The sequence below is a fragment of the Streptomyces sp. NPDC017676 genome, assembly GCF_044329325.1.
Classification (GTDB): Bacteria; Actinomycetota; Actinomycetes; order Streptomycetales; family Streptomycetaceae; genus Streptomyces.
Genome location: NZ_JBIRJA010000003.1, coordinates 213,574 through 227,884 on the forward strand (window position 1 = coordinate 213,574; position 14,311 = coordinate 227,884).

Sequence of the window (14,311 nt, forward strand, 5' to 3'; positions counted from 1 at the left end):
GACGCCCCCGTTCCCGGCACGCTTCACCGCGCCCGGCACGCCTCGCCGCTCCCCGGACCGTCGGGCCATCCCCGACCGCTCCCGTGCCCTCACCGCCCCCCGCCCGGGCCGGCCCCCTCGCCCCACTCGAAGGTCCGCAGGGCGCGCAGGTTCCGCAGGGCCAGGGCCGCCGGGCCGTCCGGGCCGGTGGGCGGGGTCGTCGTGGCGGCCCAGGACTCCACGGCCACGCGCACGGCGGCACCGGCCACGGCCGCGGCGAAGCGGAGGTGCGGGGTGAGCGAGGCCGCTCTCCCCGCCGCCTCGGCCCGCCTCACCAGGATCTCCGCCAGCGCCCCCTCCGACGTCTGGCACACCTCCGCCCATACCTTGCGCAGGGCCGGGCTGGTGTCGGCGAGGCGGACCAGGGTGCGGAGCCATTCCCAGGACGCGGCCGAGACGCCGAGGCCCGGGGTGAGGGTGTGGTGGACGGCGTGCTCCAGGGCCTCGGGGAGGGTCAGCTGGGCCGGGGCCGTACGGACCGCTTCGGTCCAGCGCTGGGCGCCGGCCGCGTAGAGGGGGGCCACCGCCTCTTCCTTGGTGGCGAAATAGCGGTAGAAGGTGCGCGGTGCGATGCCCGCCGCCTGGGCGATGTCCTCGGCGCGGGTGGCCCGCAGGCCCTGCTGGACGAAGAGGGCCGCCGCCGCCCGGGCGATCTCCATCCGGGTCTCGGCCTTCCTGCGTTCGGTGAGGGACACCGGTGCGGGGGCGGAAAACGGCTGGTGGGCGGTGCTGGGGGTGGTGCTCATCCGGGCAGGCTATGCCTGTGTGGCAGAATCTGCCATCCGGCGGTCCACCCCGGGGTTCAGGTACGGGGTGGGCCGCCTTTCCAGCAGGTCAGAGCCGGACACGACCCCAGTGGCCCCTCGCTTCCCCGCGTGCCCCGCTCTCGTGAGCCCCGCACGAGAAGAATCCGTGAGCCCCGCACGAGAAGAAGAACCCGTGAGCCCCTCATGAGCAGAAGCCGGACTCCGGCGCCCGGGGGGGATGGGCGCCGAAGTCCGGCTCGGGAAGGTCCCGGCGCCGGGGGGGGATTGCGACGGGACGTGGTTCACGTGGGCCGGCCGCGTGGGGTCGGCCGGGGCTGTGCGGTGGGGTGGGGAGTGCGGTTCCCGGGGCCGGCTCCTGGGCCCGGAAGGGTTGTTCCCTCGGGCCCAGCGGTTGAAGCGATGGGACGACGGCATGTTTGCGCCGTCTTTCGCCACCGGGCGTGCGCCCCGTGCACCCCCTGCGTCACGCCGCCGCGTCGAAACCGGTCTGGCGGGCCAGCTTCTTCAGCTCCAGCAGCGCGTGCTTCTCGATCTGCCGGATCCGCTCACGGGTGAGCCCGTGCTCCTTGCCGACCTCGGTCAGGGTGCGCTCGCGGCCGTCCTCGATGCCGTACCGCATCTTGATGATGGAGGCCGTGCGCTGGTCCAGGCGGCCGATCAGGTCGTCCAGTTCCTCGCTGCGCAGCAGGGTCAGGACGGACTGCTCGGGAGAGACCGCCGAGGTGTCCTCCAGCAGGTCGCCGAACTGGGTCTCGCCCTCGTCGTCCACCGACATGTTCAGCGAGACCGGGTCACGGGACCAGTCCAGGACGTCCGTGACACGCTCCGGCGTCGAGCCCAGCTCCGCGGCGATCTCGGCCGGCTCCGGCTCGCGACCGTGCTCGCGGTTGAACTCGCGCTGCACGCGGCGGATGCGGCCCAGCTCCTCCACCAGGTGGACGGGGAGCCGGATCGTGCGGGACTGGTCGGCGATCGAGCGGGTGATGGCCTGCCGGATCCACCAGGTGGCGTACGTCGAGAACTTGAAGCCCTTGCGGTAGTCGAACTTCTCGACGGCGCGCACCAGGCCGGCGTTGCCCTCCTGGATCAGGTCGAGCAGCGGCAGACCGCTGCGCGGGTAGCGCCGGGCGACCGCGACGACCAGGCGGAGGTTGGAGCGGATGAAGACGTCCTTGGCCCGCTCACCGGCGGCCACCAGGGCTTCCAGCTCCTCGCGGGTGGCGTCCGTCTTGGACTCCTCCTCGCCGTCGAGGACCTGCCGCGCGAACACACCCGCCTCGATGGTCTGGGACAGCTCGACCTCCTTGGCGGCGTCGAGCAGCGGCGTACGCGCGATCTCGTCGAGGTACATGCCGACCAGGTCGCGGTCTGCGATCTCGCCGCCATGAGCGCGAACACTGCTTGCCGAGTCGGCCGTCTCGCCGGTGGCGGACTGACGACGGGCGACGGCACGGGTTGCCATGCGTGCTCCCTTGCGATGGTGGGCTGGCGGGTGGTCCTGGCGAACGCTCGGCACTGAGGGGGGAGTCTCCGGGACTCGCTCACTCGCTCTCGCTCCGAGACTCTCACCGAGTGCCCTGCATCCGTGGGAAACAACGACTGGAATCCGGACAGAATTCCCAACCCGCCCCCCAATTTTTCTGATCATGCAGTACCCTGTCCGCCACACTGGGAGGCGAGATGCCGTCGGAACGTACTGAGGCGCAGGTCAGGCCGGGAATCGAGACGGACCTCGACGCCCTCACGGCGATCTACAACCACTATGTGCGTGAGACGGCCATCACATTCGACACCGCGATCTTCACTTCCGAAGAGCGCCGCCCTTGGCTGCTCTCCCACCCGGAAGACGGCCCGCACCGGCTGATGGTTGCCACGGACGCGGACTCACAGCAGATCCTGGGGTACGCCACATCCAGCCCTTACCGGCCGAAGCCGGCGTACGCGACGTCTGTGGAGACCTCGGTGTACGTCGCCCCGGACGCCGGCCGCCGCGGGATCGGTACGCTGCTCTACAGCGCCCTGTTCGACGCCCTGGCCGGGGAGGACGTGCACCGCGCCTACGCGGGCATCGCCCAGCCGAACGAGGCCTCCACCCGGTTCCACGAGCGCTTCGGCTTCGCGTACGTCGGCACGTACCGCGAGGTGGGGCGCAAGTTCGGCCGCTACTGGGACGTGGCCTGGTACGAGAAGAACCTCTAGCCCAACCGGGGCCTCTCCAGCCCGACCGTGGCCCCTGTAGCCCAGCCGGAGCCCCTCCAGCCCAACCGGACCGTCACGGCCCCGGCCGCGCCCTCGTGGCGCAGCGGGACCGTCCTCACCCGGCCGGGTTCCTCACCTGGTTCCCCACCTCATCCGAACTGCACCGACCGCTTCGCCATTCCCATCCAGAACCCGTCGATGACGGACTTCTGCGCGTCCAGCTCGCCGCCCGCCTCCGCCGCGCCCATCGTCACGAAGAGCGGGGCGAAGTGCTCGGTGCGCGGATGGGCGTAGCGGCCGGCCGGGGCCTTGTTCAGGAAGTCGAGCAGCGCGTCCCAGTCGCGGGCCTCCAGGGCCCGCCGCCCCCAGTCGTCGAACTCGGACGACCAGCTCGGCACGCCCCGGCCTGCGTACCGCAGGGCGGCCAGGTTGTGGGTGAAGAAGCCGGAGCCGACGATCAGCACGCCCTCGTCGCGCAGGGGGGCGAGCTTGCGGCCGATGTCCATCAGGCGCACCGGGTCGAGGGTGGGCAGGGAGATCTGCAGGACGGGGATGTCGGCGTCCGGGAACATTTCGACGAGGGGGACGTACGCGCCGTGGTCGAGGCCCCGGTCGGGGATGTCCTGGACGGGGATGCCGGGGGCGCGCAGCAGCTTGCGGACGGACTCGGCGAGCGCGGGGGCGCCGGGGGCGGCGTAGCGGACCCGGTAGTAGTGCTCGGGGAAGCCCCAGAAGTCGTAGACGAGCGGGACGGTCTCGACCGCACCGAGGGCGAGCGGGGCCTCCTCCCAGTGCGCGGAGACCATGAGGATCGCCTTCGGCCGGGGCAGGTCGGCGGACCAGGCGGCGAGCTGGCCGGGCCAGACGGGGTCGTCGGCGAGCGGCGGGGCGCCGTGGCTGAGGTACAGGGCGGGCATGCGCTCCTGGGCGGTGGCGGACATCGCGGCGGCTCCCGGTGCTCCAGATGCTCTGACTCTAGATGCTTTAACTCTCAAGCTCTCACGGAAACTCTACGCGCGACTTGTTCAAGTTTCAAGGAGCTGGCTCGTACAGTGGGACGTATGAACACGGCACCGGACCCCGCCGCCGCGCGGCACCGCTGGCTCACCGACGAGGAACAGCGCATCTGGCGCGCCTATCTGCACGCCACCACCCTGCTGGAGGACCACCTCGACCGGCAGCTCCAGCGCGACGCGGGCATGCCGCACATCTACTACGGCCTCCTCGTCACCCTCGCCGAGGCACCGCGCCGCCGGCTCCGGATGACCGAGCTGGCCATGAAGGCCAAGATCACCCGTTCCCGGCTCTCGCACGCCATCGCCCGGCTGGAGAAGAACGGCTGGGTACGCCGCGAGGACTGCCCCTCCGACAAGCGCGGCCAGTTCGCCGTCCTCACCGACGCGGGCCACGAGGTGCTGCGGCGTACCGCGCCCGGCCATGTCACGGCTGTGCGGCAGGCGCTGTTCGACCGGCTGAGCCCGGAACAGCAGAAGGCCCTCGGCGAGATCATGGAGATCGTCGCCGAGGGCCTCCAGCCCGACGAAGCGGGTGCGGACCTGCCCTGGCTCCGCTAGTTCAGCACGGGCCCGGCCGGACCGTACGGCCGGTCAGTGGGCCACCACCGGCACCGGGACCTCGTCCTCGACGCCCTCGCCCGAGGCCACCGGGGTGGCACCGGGACGACCGGCGTTGACGAAAGTGAAGGCGATCAGGGCGGCGACCGCCAGGATGCCGACGGCGAACCAGATCGCGGCGGTGTAACCGTGCACCATGCCCTGCAGCTGCACCAGCTGCTGCTGCGGCCTGGCGGTGGCGCCGGCGATGTGGTCCTTGATGTACGAGGTGGTCGCCGAGGCGGCGATGGTGTTCAGCAGGGCGGTGCCGATCGCGCCGCCCACCTGCTGCGAGGTGTTGACCATCGCCGAGGCGACACCGGCGTCCCGGGGCTCGACGCCCTGGGTGGCCAGGGACATCGCCGGCATGAACGCCGTACCCATGCCGAGGCCGAGCAGCACCATCGCGGGCAGCAGCAGGGCGGCGTAGGACGAGTCGATCTCCAGCTGGGTCAGCAGCAGCATGCCGATCGCGGCGACCAGGAAGCCGGGGCCCATGAGCAGGCGGGCCGGGACACGGGTCATCAGCCGGGTGCCGATCTGGGTGGAGCCGGTGATCATGCCGGCCACCATCGGCAGGAAGGCGAAGCCGGTCTTGACCGGCGAGTAGCCCTTCACGACCTGGAGGTAGTAGGTCAGGAAGAGGAACAGGCCGAACATGCCGATGATCGCCAGGCCGAGGGAGAGGTAGATACCGCCGCGGTTGCGGTCGGTCACCACGCGCAGCGGCAGCAGTGGGGCCTTGACCTTGGACTCCACGATCGCGAACGCGACCAGCAGCACCACGGAGGCGACGAACATCGACACGGTCACGGCGTCGCCCCAGCCGTCGGACTCGGCGCGGGTGAAGCCGTAGACGAGCGCGACCAGGCCGAGGGTGGACAGCAGGACGCCCGGGATGTCGAGCGGGTTGCGGTTGCGCCCGCCCTCCGGCTCACGGATGACGAAGTAGGCGCCGGCCGCGGCGACCACGGCGAACGGGACGTTCACGAAGAAGGTCCAGCGCCAGTCCAGGTACTCGGTGAGGAAACCGCCGAGGATCAGGCCGACGGCACCGCCGCCACCCGCGATGGCGCCGTAGATGCCGAACGCCTTGGCGCGCTCCTTGGCGTCGGTGAACATCACCGCGAGCAGGGACAGCGCGGCCGGGGCGAGCAGCGCGCCGAAGACGCCCTGGAGGGCGCGGGCGCCGAACATCATCGCGCCGGTGGTGGCGGCACCGCCGAGCGCGGAGGCGGCGGCGAAGCCGGCGAGGCCGAGCACGAAGGCGCGCTTGCGGCCCCACAGGTCGGCGATCCGGCCGCCGAAGAGCAGCAGACCGCCGAAGGCGAGGGCGTAGGCCGTGACGACCCACTGCCGGTTGCCGTCGGATATGCCGAGGTCGGTCTGGGCGGAGGGAAGGGCGATGTTCACGATGGTGGCGTCGAGGACGACCATCAGCTGGGCGAGCGCGATGAACACGAGCGCCTTCCAGCGGTTGGCGTCACCGCTCGCAGCGGCGGCGCCGGGAGCCTTGAGGGCTGCTTCGGACAAGATACCCACTTCGGGACTTCGTGACGGAGAAGTTCGGGACTTCGTGAAGGAGACGGTGACGAAAGGCGTGACGGAAAAATGACGAGAAAACGGAGTAGGACGGAGGGGTGAAGAGGCCGTGCTACGGAAGGTTGAGCGGCCGTTCCACGGAGGGTGGACCGGGTACGGGAGCTGAACTGATCGGTCGGTCGTCGGTCAGCAGTCGCGCAGCTCCCTGATGTTCACGGCCCGCCCCGGCAGGGTGGAGCGGCCGGGGGCCCGCAGACCGTCGAGGAACAGCTGCAGATGGCGGTGGACGAAGCGGTCGCCGCGCATGCAGTCCGTGCCGGCCGGGGGCCGGCTCAGCTGGGCCACGACGATCATAAGATCGCCGACCCCGACGTCCGGCCGGAGCTGTCCGGCCGCCTTGGCCCGGCCCATGACCTCCTCGACCAGCTGCTCGACGCGCTCGCGGGAGGCCTCCAGGTCGGGGTGGTGCTGGTCGAAGGTGCTGGACACCATGGGGCACAGCGCACTGATCCGCTCGTCGGCGGCGGTGTGCACGAAGCGCTCCAGGGCGGCGAAGGCGTCCCCGGTCTCCGCGAGGGCCAGCTCGGCCGCCTCGGCCGTACGGTCCATGACGGAGCAGACGACCTCGCGGACGAGGGCGTCACGGTCGGGGAAGTTGCGGTACACCGTGGCGTTGCCGACGCCGGCCCGGCGGGCGATCTCGTCCAGCGGCACGTCCGGGCCGTGCTCGACGAACATCTCCCGGGCGGCGGTGACGATCCGCTCCCGGTTGCGCAGCGCATCGGCGCGCGGCCGGGGCGCCTTGCGCACGGAGGGGGCGGTCGTGGCGGACACGGTGAACTCCTTGGGTCGGTCGGGGTGCTGCAGGTGGTGCGCCGTGGCGCATCCGATGTCTCGGCGACTCGGTGACGCTGTGTCGCGGTGACTCGGTGTGTCGGTCTCTCGGTGTCTCGGCGACGAACACTCGACGGTGAGCGTTCGCGCGCCGGGCGGGATCCGGGGAACCGGTCCCCGTTTCCGTCGGACACAGGGCTAAACGGGGAAACCATCCCCGGTTATTTCCCGCCCACCGAAAGAACCGGTGTGACCTGAGACACAACACCACCCGGTGGGATTCACCCCGCTGCGGCCCCGCTTTCCCACGATCGGTCTCCTCCAGCGCGCGCCCGCCGCCCCGCCGACACAGGGTGAGCGCAAGGGTGCAGCCGGAGACCGGCGGCTGCCGTGGCGCGAAAGGTCCCTGCATGCAGCCGCAGCCGCAGCCCCGCCCCCGCCGCCGCATACGCCCGCGCCGGGTTGCCGCCCTGTCGATGGTGACCGCACTGACCCTCGCGGTCAGCACCTCGGCCGGGACCGGGAACCTGACGGCGCCCACCTCCGCCGCGGGCCCCGACAACCTGGCCCGCAACTCCGCGCTCATACCCTGCATGATCCGTGGCGGCCTGGACGTGCAGATGACCGAGGGCGTGCCCACCCCGTCCGGCTACTCCCGCTCCACCGGCACCGTCCGCGCCCTGACCCTGATGGTGGACTTCCCCGACGCGCCCGGACCGGGCAGCGCGATGGACCGCTTCCACGAGTTCTTCCCGCAGACCCAGGAGTGGTTCCGCACCGCCTCGTACGGCCGTCTCGACTACCGCCCCGAGACCCCCGTCACCGCCTGGCTGCGCATGCCGAAGGCCTTCCAGGCGTACGGCATAGAGCGCGGCGCGCCCTTCGACCCCGGCTACCGGAACCTGGTCCAGGACATCGTGGCCGCCGCCGACCCGGCGGTGGACTTCCGCGACTACGACCTGCTGAACGTGCTCATCACCCCGAACGCCGGCCCCTCCGCGCTGGACACCGTGCTGTCCGTGACCTTCGCCGGGAACGACGACGCCCCGGTCGCCGACGGCGTCCGCATCTCCAACGCCTCCTTCGTCTACTCCCGCCAGGACGACGGCTCCGGCTCCTACTCCCGCACCGGCTACCGGGTACTGCCGCACGAGAACGGCCACACCTTCGGCCTGCCCGACCTCTACACCCAGGAGGGCGGGGGCGCGGTCGGGCACTGGGACATCATGAGCGAGGACTGGGGCGCCAACAACGACCTGCTCGGCTGGCACAAGTGGAAGCTGGGCTGGCTGGACGGCAGCCAGGTCGGCTGCGCGGCGGCGCGGGGCAGCACCGATTACACCCTGTCCCCCCTGTACAGGCCGGGCGGCGGAAAGCTCGTCCTGGTGCCGGTCACCGCGCGCAGCACCTACGCGCTGGAAGTCCGCGCACAGGGCGGCAACGACGAGGCGGTGTGCCGCCCGGGACTGCTCATCTACAGGGTCGACGGCACCGTCGACACCGGCCGCGGCCCGGTCACCGTCTACGACAGCCACCGCCAGAGCGGCGGCTGCACCCGCAGCCCCAACGTCCACGCCGAACTCTCCGACGCGCCCTTCGCCCCCGGCGAGACCTTCAAGGACCCCCACCACGGCATCACCGTCCAGGTCCTGAGCACGGACGAGGAGGGCAACTACCGGATACGGATCACCAGGGGGGCGGGAGCGGGGGTGGGGGCGTGAGGGGGCGGCCGGGGGTTGGTGATCGATGGTTGCCGGGCAGGCCGCGAGCCGGCTGACGCGGGGCGGGCACGGGACCGGCTCACGGCTGACCGGGAGGGGTTTACCGTAGGCGTGCCCCGATGGGATGCCGTACCGGAGAGACGATGCCCGCCATGACCGCAGTGGATGCCGAAGCCCGCGCCGGGGCCGGGACGCCGGCGGAGGCGGTCGGACCGCTGCTGCGGGGCGTCACGGTGCTACGACGGCTCACCGAGGCGGGCGGCACGCTGAGCCCGAGCGCGCTGGAACGGGCCACCGGCCTCGCCCGCTCCACGGTGGACCGGATCACCGGCACCCTCGGCCGCATGGGCTACGTCCGCATCGACGGCCGGGACGTCGTCCTCACCCCCCGCGTGATGGAGCTCGGCAACGCCTACCTGGCCGCCCTGCGCCTGCCCGCCCTGCTCGACGCGCGCGCCGACGCCCTCGCCGACGAGCTGGACGAGTCGGTGTCGCTCGCGGTCGCCGACCTCGACGGCATCCGCTTCATCCACCAGGCCACCCGCCGCCGCGCGCTGTCCGTCAGCTTCCGCATCGGCGACCTGCTGCCGGCCGAACGGACCGCGCCGGGCGCACTGTTCGCGACCGAGTGGACGGAACCGGACTGGACCCGCTGGCGGGAACGCCGAGCCCAGGACGCACGGGACGCGTCCTTCCCGGCGGTACCCCCCAGAGCGGAACCCACAGGCACCCCTTCCTCGATGGCCTCCTCCACGGCCTCCTCCTCCAGCTCCCCCTCGGACTCCTTCACGGACCGGGTGGAGCGGGCGCGCCGGGACGGCTGGGCCGTGGACGACCAGCTGATCGAGCCGGGCCTGGTCGCGGTGTCCGTACCGGTAAGGGACCCCGACACCGGCCGTGTGGCCTGCGTGGCGAGCGTGGTCAGCCACACCAGCCGGCACTCCGCGGCGGACCTGCGCACCAGCCTGCTGCCACGACTGCGTACGGCGGTGGAGGCGATGGAGACGGACCTGCGCACCGCACCCGCCCCCGAGCCCGGCCCGGCACCCGCCGGCCTGGCGACCTGGACCACGGCGTCCAAGCACGAACTCGGCCGGGACTTCGTGGAGTCGCTGGCCCGGGGTCTGACGGTGCTGACGGCGTTCGGCGAGGGCCGCTCGGCGCTGTCCCTGACGGAGGTGGCCCGCGCGACCGGCCTGTCCCGGGCCACCGCGCGCCGGGCGCTGCTCACCCACGAGCACCTGGGCCTGGTGGCGGCACACCCCGACCGCACCTTCACCCTCACCCCGCGCGTCCTGGACCTTGGCTTCCCGCCCCTGTCCCGGACGACACTCCCCCGCCTCGCCGAACCGCACCTGCGGGCCCTGGCGGACGCGGTACGGGAACCGACGGCACTGGCGGTACTGACGAGCGACGGCAAGGAGATCCAGTACACGGCCGGGGCGGGCACGAGCCGGGTCCTGACCGTACGGATCACCGTGGGCACACGACTGCCGGCCCCCGCGACGTCCCTGGGCCGCGTCCTCCTGGCGGACACCGCCGCCCCCCTGTCCCCCACGCTCACCGAAGTCCGCTCGCAGGGCTACGCCCTGGTCGACGAGGAACTGGAATCGGGCCTGCGGTCCATCGCCGTACCGGTACGGGACCGCACGGGCCGCACGGTGGCCGCCCTGAACGTCTCCACCCACGCGGCCCGCCGCACCCTGCGGGACGTCGTCGCCGATCTCCTCCCCGCCCTCCACGCGACGGCGGCCCACATCCAGCAGGACCTCCACACCGCGTCCCGCTTCACCCACGTCCCCCCGTCCTGATCCGGTACCCTGTGGACCAAGCGCCCACCAGGACGCCCACCCACGCCTTCGTAGCTCAGGGGATAGAGCACCGCTCTCCTAAAGCGGGTGTCGCAGGTTCGAATCCTGCCGGGGGCACAGAAAGAAGGGCCGGCCCAGGAGGGGTTTCCTCCCAGGCTGGCCCTTCGTCGTGTCCGGGGTCGTGCCACAGGCGTGCCACTACGGGCCTGTGGGTTCCTCCTCAGAGGCGCCCGAGGCCGCTCCCCCACCACCACGGATCATGGCGCCAAGCCGGTCGGCGATGGCCCGGTCACGGTCGCTGGTCATGTGCTGGTAGATCAGCGCGGCGCGCGAGCTGCTGTGGCCCATGCGGGTCATCAGCTCGCGGGTCCTGGCCCCAGCCGTGGAGGCGAGCGTATTGCCGGTGTGCCGCAGATCATGGAAATGCAGTTCGGCCGAGACGCCCGCAGCCTTCCGGGCCTTGACCCAGTCGTCCCGGAAGTTGCTCCGCCGCAGTTGCCCTCCCTGGGGGCCGACGAAGACGTGTCCGTCGCGGCCCGGGGCAGCGAAGTCCTCCAGGTGGCGCGTCACGTCGCCGAGCAGTTCGGCCGGGAAGGAAACGGTGCGAACCCCGGCCGCGGACTTCGGCGCCTTGTCGAAGAGCGGCCGTCCTGCAACTCAGCCTGAGCGCGGCGCACAGTGACAGTCAGCGCCTCCAGGTCGATGTCCCGGCGCCGCAAGGCCGCCAGCTCCCCGAACCGTAGCGTCGTGAAGGCTGCCAGGAGCACGAGCAGCCGGTAGCGCGACACGATGGAGTCGGCCACGGCTAAGACCTCCGCCACCGTGAGGACTGGCCGTTCAGGCACGTCGTAGCGGTCCGCGCCCTTGATGCGGCACGGGTTGCGCCGGATCAACTCGTCGTCCACGGCCGTGTTCATCAGGGCCCGCAGCAGCTGGTACGTCTTGACGACGGACGGCTCACCCACGCCGGCCGACGTGAATGTTGAAAAGCTCACCGTTGTGCGGTCCAGCGCTGACGCGGAGGCTCAACGCTACGATCTTGAGTTCACCACGAGGACGGCCGGAAGTTCGGCGCGACGGTAGGTGCCATCGCTGGGATGCCCTCGTGCACACGTGTGTGGGTCCAGGACTTTGAACCCGGGCTACGCCCGATGCCCATACCCCCGGACCATGAAAGCCGATCCGACGAGACCAGCCTGTCAAGCCAACCGCCAGCGTCTGACACCAACGGCTGACACCAACAAGGGCGGACGCCAGCGATCGTGGTCGAACGTTGACGGGCAGTTGGTCGAGGATCAGGCTGAGTTGACAGACGTCCTCGGGCCCCCTGACCGACCTGATAGGGATGAGGGCAGACCTCAAAGCCTGCGCGCCGGGACGACTCAGAGCACTGTGGGAGAACCGAGCGGGGCCCGACCCGGGCGCAGGAGGGCTGAGAGCCATGCATGCCCCTGCGTGCACGATGAGGGGGCCCACACGGGGAACAGGAGGGAAGTTCGCCTAGGCGGCAAGATTTCTGCTTCTCCGGGTGGGACGTAGCCCTGCGGCCACAGCGTCTTCAGAGTGTGGACGACGAACAGGATCTCGGATGAAGCACCGGTACGAAGAGGAATTCATGGCGTTCGCCGCTGCGCGATCCGCACCTCTGTTCCGCTCTGCATGCGTGCTCACCAGCGGTGATGTGCACCTCGCGGAGGACCTGGTGCAGGACACGCTGGGCCGGATGTATGCCAACTGGCGCAAGATCGCGCAGATAGACGACCCAGCGGCGTACACCCACACCGTCCTCGTACGGACCTACCTGTCCTACCGCCGCCGGCGGAGCAGCGCTGAGCAGCCAACCGGCGCCCTTCCGGACTCCGGTGCCGTCACCGAGCACGACACCACGCTGCGGGTCACGTTGCTCGACGCTCTCGGCCGGCTCTCCGCCCGGGACCGGGCCGTGCTGCTCCTGCGCTACTGGGAGGACCGGAGCGTCGAGCAGACCGCCGCGATCCTTCAGGTCCGGCCGGGCGCGGTACGCAACCAGAGCATGCGCGCGCTCGCCCGGATCCGGGACCTGCTGGGCCACGACCTGTCCGAACTCGTCAGCTCCTGACCCGGGTGCCGCGGCACCTACCCCGCCCTCTGCACCGACCCCTGAAACGCGGTGACCCGCCATGCCCATCGAAGAAGATTTCACCGAAGCCCTCCGCGCCACCCTCCTGACCGTCGAGCCTCCCAACACCCCGTCACTTGTACGGGCCGGTGTCCGCAACGGCCGGCGCAGGCGCCGCCGACGCGCCACCGCCGTCGGTGTGAGCGGAGCAGCCGTACTCGCGCTCGTCGGGCTCGGCGCGACGGTCATCCCCGGACTGCTGTCCGGCGGCCGAACAGCCGACCACACGCTCACCGGCCCGGCCGCCTCGGCCACAACCGGCTCGGCCACGGCATCCGCCACCCCGAAGCCGACCTTCACCGGCACACTGCCCGCCGACCGCGCCCTTGCCACCCTGACCACGCTGCTGCCGACCGGCCTGACCCATTCGAGCCCGCCCGGCGGCCGGCAGGCCGGGCAGCTGTGGGTAGACGACGGCCACGGCAAGTCGCTGCTCGAAGTACACGTCTCCCGGCAGGCCTCCACCACCGCGATCCGCAGCCACGTCTTCGCCGGCACTGCACCCCTGGCCGACGGCACCCTGATCAAGACCCGGCAGTCACCCCCCGGAACGGACCCCGGGCATCAGGCGGTGAACGTCCTGCATCCTGACGGGCTCTACGTCACCATCATGGAGTGGCAGGCACCGAGCCAGAGCGCCCCTTCGACCCGTAGCACGCCGATCCTGACACTGGCCCAACTGCAGGCCGTCGCAACCAGCTCACAGTGGCGGTAGCCCCCGCAGTGGCCGTGCGGCGGGCCGACACGATCACGGCCAGGTCACCTCGGTGACTGTCTGGCCGCGTCCACGCCCGCGCTGGCAGTGCTGTTGCGCTTTCAGCGCCGAACGGCATCGGGCCAGCGGCGCGAAGACGGCACTGCGCACGGCTCCCTGGACAGGCGTCCCTCGAAACGAGCCGCACCCATCGCAGCTCATGCCAGACACGTGCCAGATAGGGCGGGGAATCACGGGGTACAGCGGGGAAACCAACCCCGCTGCCGTCGGTCGCCGACACCGCTCGACTACACGCTGAACTACCCACGAACGAGCTGCGCGCCAAGGAGTGCCCCAGCGCCCAGGCGTTGAAAAGTGTTCAAACCGCCTAGCGCTTCGTAGGAAGGGTCAAAGCCCGTGTCGTTCGCTGATCAGGTCCAGGCACTCCGACTCCGCAAGCTCAAGATTCTCGATGATCACCGCAAGAAGACGCAGCAGCTAGAGCGCACTCTCAACATTGGGCTTGTGAAGATCGACAGGGAGATCGCACAGCTAGGAGACGCTAGCGGCAAGCTTCCCTGCCTGGTGCGCATCACTCCGGGTCCCGAACTGACGATCTGCCACTCCACGGACCATCAAGCGCATGCCGCAGGTCGATGCGATGGACGCGTCCCCGTACGCGTACCTGGGACGTTGCTCGGCATGTGACTGGAGGCGAGCCGCCAAGATGCACGGGGAGCGGCTAATCAAGGAGTCATAGGGCTGGCACGTCCCCAGGCTGGGCCCCCTGGGCCGTCCGGCGTCGCTCGCCACTGGCCGATACGACCAACGACGGCCACCAGGCGCAAGGACGTATTTGATGCGCTCCAGGTCAACCACGGAACCATCGTGTCAGCGAGCGTACGCGGTCGCCCTGTTCTGACATCTCTGAAG

At 70.9% G+C, this 14,311-nt stretch carries 11 protein-coding genes, 1 tRNA gene and 1 pseudogene; 7 read left to right on the plus strand and 6 right to left on the minus strand.

Annotated elements, in window-relative coordinates; translation table 11 throughout:
* Positions 1-89: 89 nt before the first annotated feature.
* Positions 90-698: a TetR/AcrR family transcriptional regulator gene (locus ACH4LD_RS08595; protein ID WP_398055663.1), complete on the minus strand. Its 609-nt coding sequence runs from the start codon at positions 696-698 to the stop codon at positions 90-92.
* A 571-nt stretch (positions 699-1,269) separates the two neighbouring features.
* Entirely contained in the window at positions 1,270-2,268 is a 999-nt protein-coding gene (locus ACH4LD_RS08600) for an RNA polymerase sigma factor RpoD/SigA (protein WP_103809857.1), read from the minus strand.
* Positions 2,269-2,486: 218 nt separating this feature from the next.
* On the opposite strand from ACH4LD_RS08600, the gene ACH4LD_RS08605 reads away from it, so the two are divergent.
* Positions 2,487-3,005, plus strand: coding sequence for a GNAT family N-acetyltransferase (locus tag ACH4LD_RS08605; protein ID WP_398055473.1), 519 nt, complete (start codon positions 2,487-2,489; stop codon positions 3,003-3,005).
* A gap of 149 nt (positions 3,006-3,154) precedes the next feature.
* Here the strand turns inward: ACH4LD_RS08605 and ACH4LD_RS08610 are convergent, their stop codons facing one another.
* The gene (locus ACH4LD_RS08610; RefSeq protein ID WP_132785300.1) at positions 3,155-3,946 is read right to left on the minus strand and encodes a class III extradiol ring-cleavage dioxygenase; all 792 of its coding nucleotides are present in this window, start codon (positions 3,944-3,946) and stop codon (positions 3,155-3,157) included.
* 120 nt (positions 3,947-4,066) lie between these two features.
* Between ACH4LD_RS08610 and ACH4LD_RS08615 the strand changes: the two genes are divergently transcribed.
* The gene (locus ACH4LD_RS08615) at positions 4,067-4,579 is read left to right on the plus strand and encodes a MarR family transcriptional regulator (RefSeq protein WP_132785301.1); all 513 of its coding nucleotides are present in this window, start codon (positions 4,067-4,069) and stop codon (positions 4,577-4,579) included.
* Between the two features lie 33 nt (positions 4,580-4,612).
* On the opposite strand, the gene ACH4LD_RS08620 is transcribed toward ACH4LD_RS08615, so the two are convergent.
* Both ACH4LD_RS08620 and ACH4LD_RS08625 read right to left on the minus strand, forming a co-directional pair.
* Entirely contained in the window at positions 4,613-6,151 is a 1,539-nt protein-coding gene (locus tag ACH4LD_RS08620) for an MFS transporter (protein WP_132785302.1), read from the minus strand.
* A gap of 195 nt (positions 6,152-6,346) precedes the next feature.
* Entirely contained in the window at positions 6,347-6,994 is a 648-nt protein-coding gene (locus tag ACH4LD_RS08625) for a TetR/AcrR family transcriptional regulator (protein ID WP_103809853.1), read from the minus strand.
* Positions 6,995-7,404: 410 nt separating this feature from the next.
* On the opposite strand from ACH4LD_RS08625, the gene ACH4LD_RS08630 reads away from it, so the two are divergent.
* The 3 genes from ACH4LD_RS08630 to ACH4LD_RS08640 all read left to right on the plus strand — a co-directional run bounded on the left by ACH4LD_RS08630 (position 7,405) and on the right by ACH4LD_RS08640 (position 10,643).
* On the plus strand, positions 7,405-8,715 hold the full coding sequence (locus tag ACH4LD_RS08630; RefSeq protein WP_398055474.1) for a M6 family metalloprotease domain-containing protein: 1,311 nt from the start codon (positions 7,405-7,407) through the stop codon (positions 8,713-8,715).
* 143 nt (positions 8,716-8,858) lie between these two features.
* Positions 8,859-10,526 carry an IclR family transcriptional regulator C-terminal domain-containing protein gene (locus ACH4LD_RS08635; protein ID WP_398055475.1) on the plus strand — a complete coding sequence of 556 codons (1,668 nt, stop codon included), beginning with the start codon at positions 8,859-8,861 and terminating at the stop codon, positions 10,524-10,526.
* 44 nt (positions 10,527-10,570) lie between these two features.
* Positions 10,571-10,643: transfer RNA gene (locus tag ACH4LD_RS08640), tRNA-Arg, on the plus strand.
* 81 nt (positions 10,644-10,724) lie between these two features.
* Here the strand turns inward: ACH4LD_RS08640 and ACH4LD_RS08645 are convergent.
* A pseudogene (locus ACH4LD_RS08645) lies at positions 10,725-11,500 on the minus strand (tyrosine-type recombinase/integrase); the annotation flags it as partial.
* Positions 11,501-12,114: 614 nt separating this feature from the next.
* Here ACH4LD_RS08645 and ACH4LD_RS08650 point away from each other — a divergent pair.
* Both ACH4LD_RS08650 and ACH4LD_RS08655 read left to right on the plus strand, forming a co-directional pair.
* A complete protein-coding gene (locus ACH4LD_RS08650; protein WP_398055476.1) occupies positions 12,115-12,624 on the plus strand; it encodes a SigE family RNA polymerase sigma factor in 510 nt (169 codons plus the stop codon).
* Between the two features lie 61 nt (positions 12,625-12,685).
* Positions 12,686-13,399 (plus strand): hypothetical protein, encoded by a 714-nt coding sequence (locus ACH4LD_RS08655; RefSeq protein ID WP_398055477.1) that lies wholly within the window; start codon positions 12,686-12,688, stop codon positions 13,397-13,399.
* The last annotated feature ends 912 nt before the right edge of the window (positions 13,400-14,311 follow it).

Excerpts from the sequence above, each read along its gene's own strand:
- ACH4LD_RS08595 (WP_398055663.1), bottom strand. The coding sequence starts at position 698 with ATGGAGATCGCCCGGGCGGCGGCGGCCCTCTTCGTCCAGCAGGGCCTG.
- ACH4LD_RS08600 (WP_103809857.1), bottom strand. The coding sequence starts at position 2,268 with ATGGCAACCCGTGCCGTCGCCCGTCGTCAGTCCGCCACCGGCGAGACG.
- ACH4LD_RS08605 (WP_398055473.1), top strand. The coding sequence starts at position 2,487 with ATGCCGTCGGAACGTACTGAGGCGCAGGTCAGGCCGGGAATCGAGACG.
- ACH4LD_RS08610 (WP_132785300.1), bottom strand. The coding sequence starts at position 3,946 with ATGTCCGCCACCGCCCAGGAGCGCATGCCCGCCCTGTACCTCAGCCAC.
- ACH4LD_RS08615 (WP_132785301.1), top strand. The coding sequence starts at position 4,067 with ATGAACACGGCACCGGACCCCGCCGCCGCGCGGCACCGCTGGCTCACC.
- ACH4LD_RS08630 (WP_398055474.1), top strand. The coding sequence starts at position 7,405 with ATGCAGCCGCAGCCGCAGCCCCGCCCCCGCCGCCGCATACGCCCGCGC.
- ACH4LD_RS08635 (WP_398055475.1), top strand. The coding sequence starts at position 8,859 with ATGCCCGCCATGACCGCAGTGGATGCCGAAGCCCGCGCCGGGGCCGGG.
- ACH4LD_RS08650 (WP_398055476.1), top strand. The coding sequence starts at position 12,115 with ATGAAGCACCGGTACGAAGAGGAATTCATGGCGTTCGCCGCTGCGCGA.
- ACH4LD_RS08655 (WP_398055477.1), top strand. The coding sequence starts at position 12,686 with ATGCCCATCGAAGAAGATTTCACCGAAGCCCTCCGCGCCACCCTCCTG.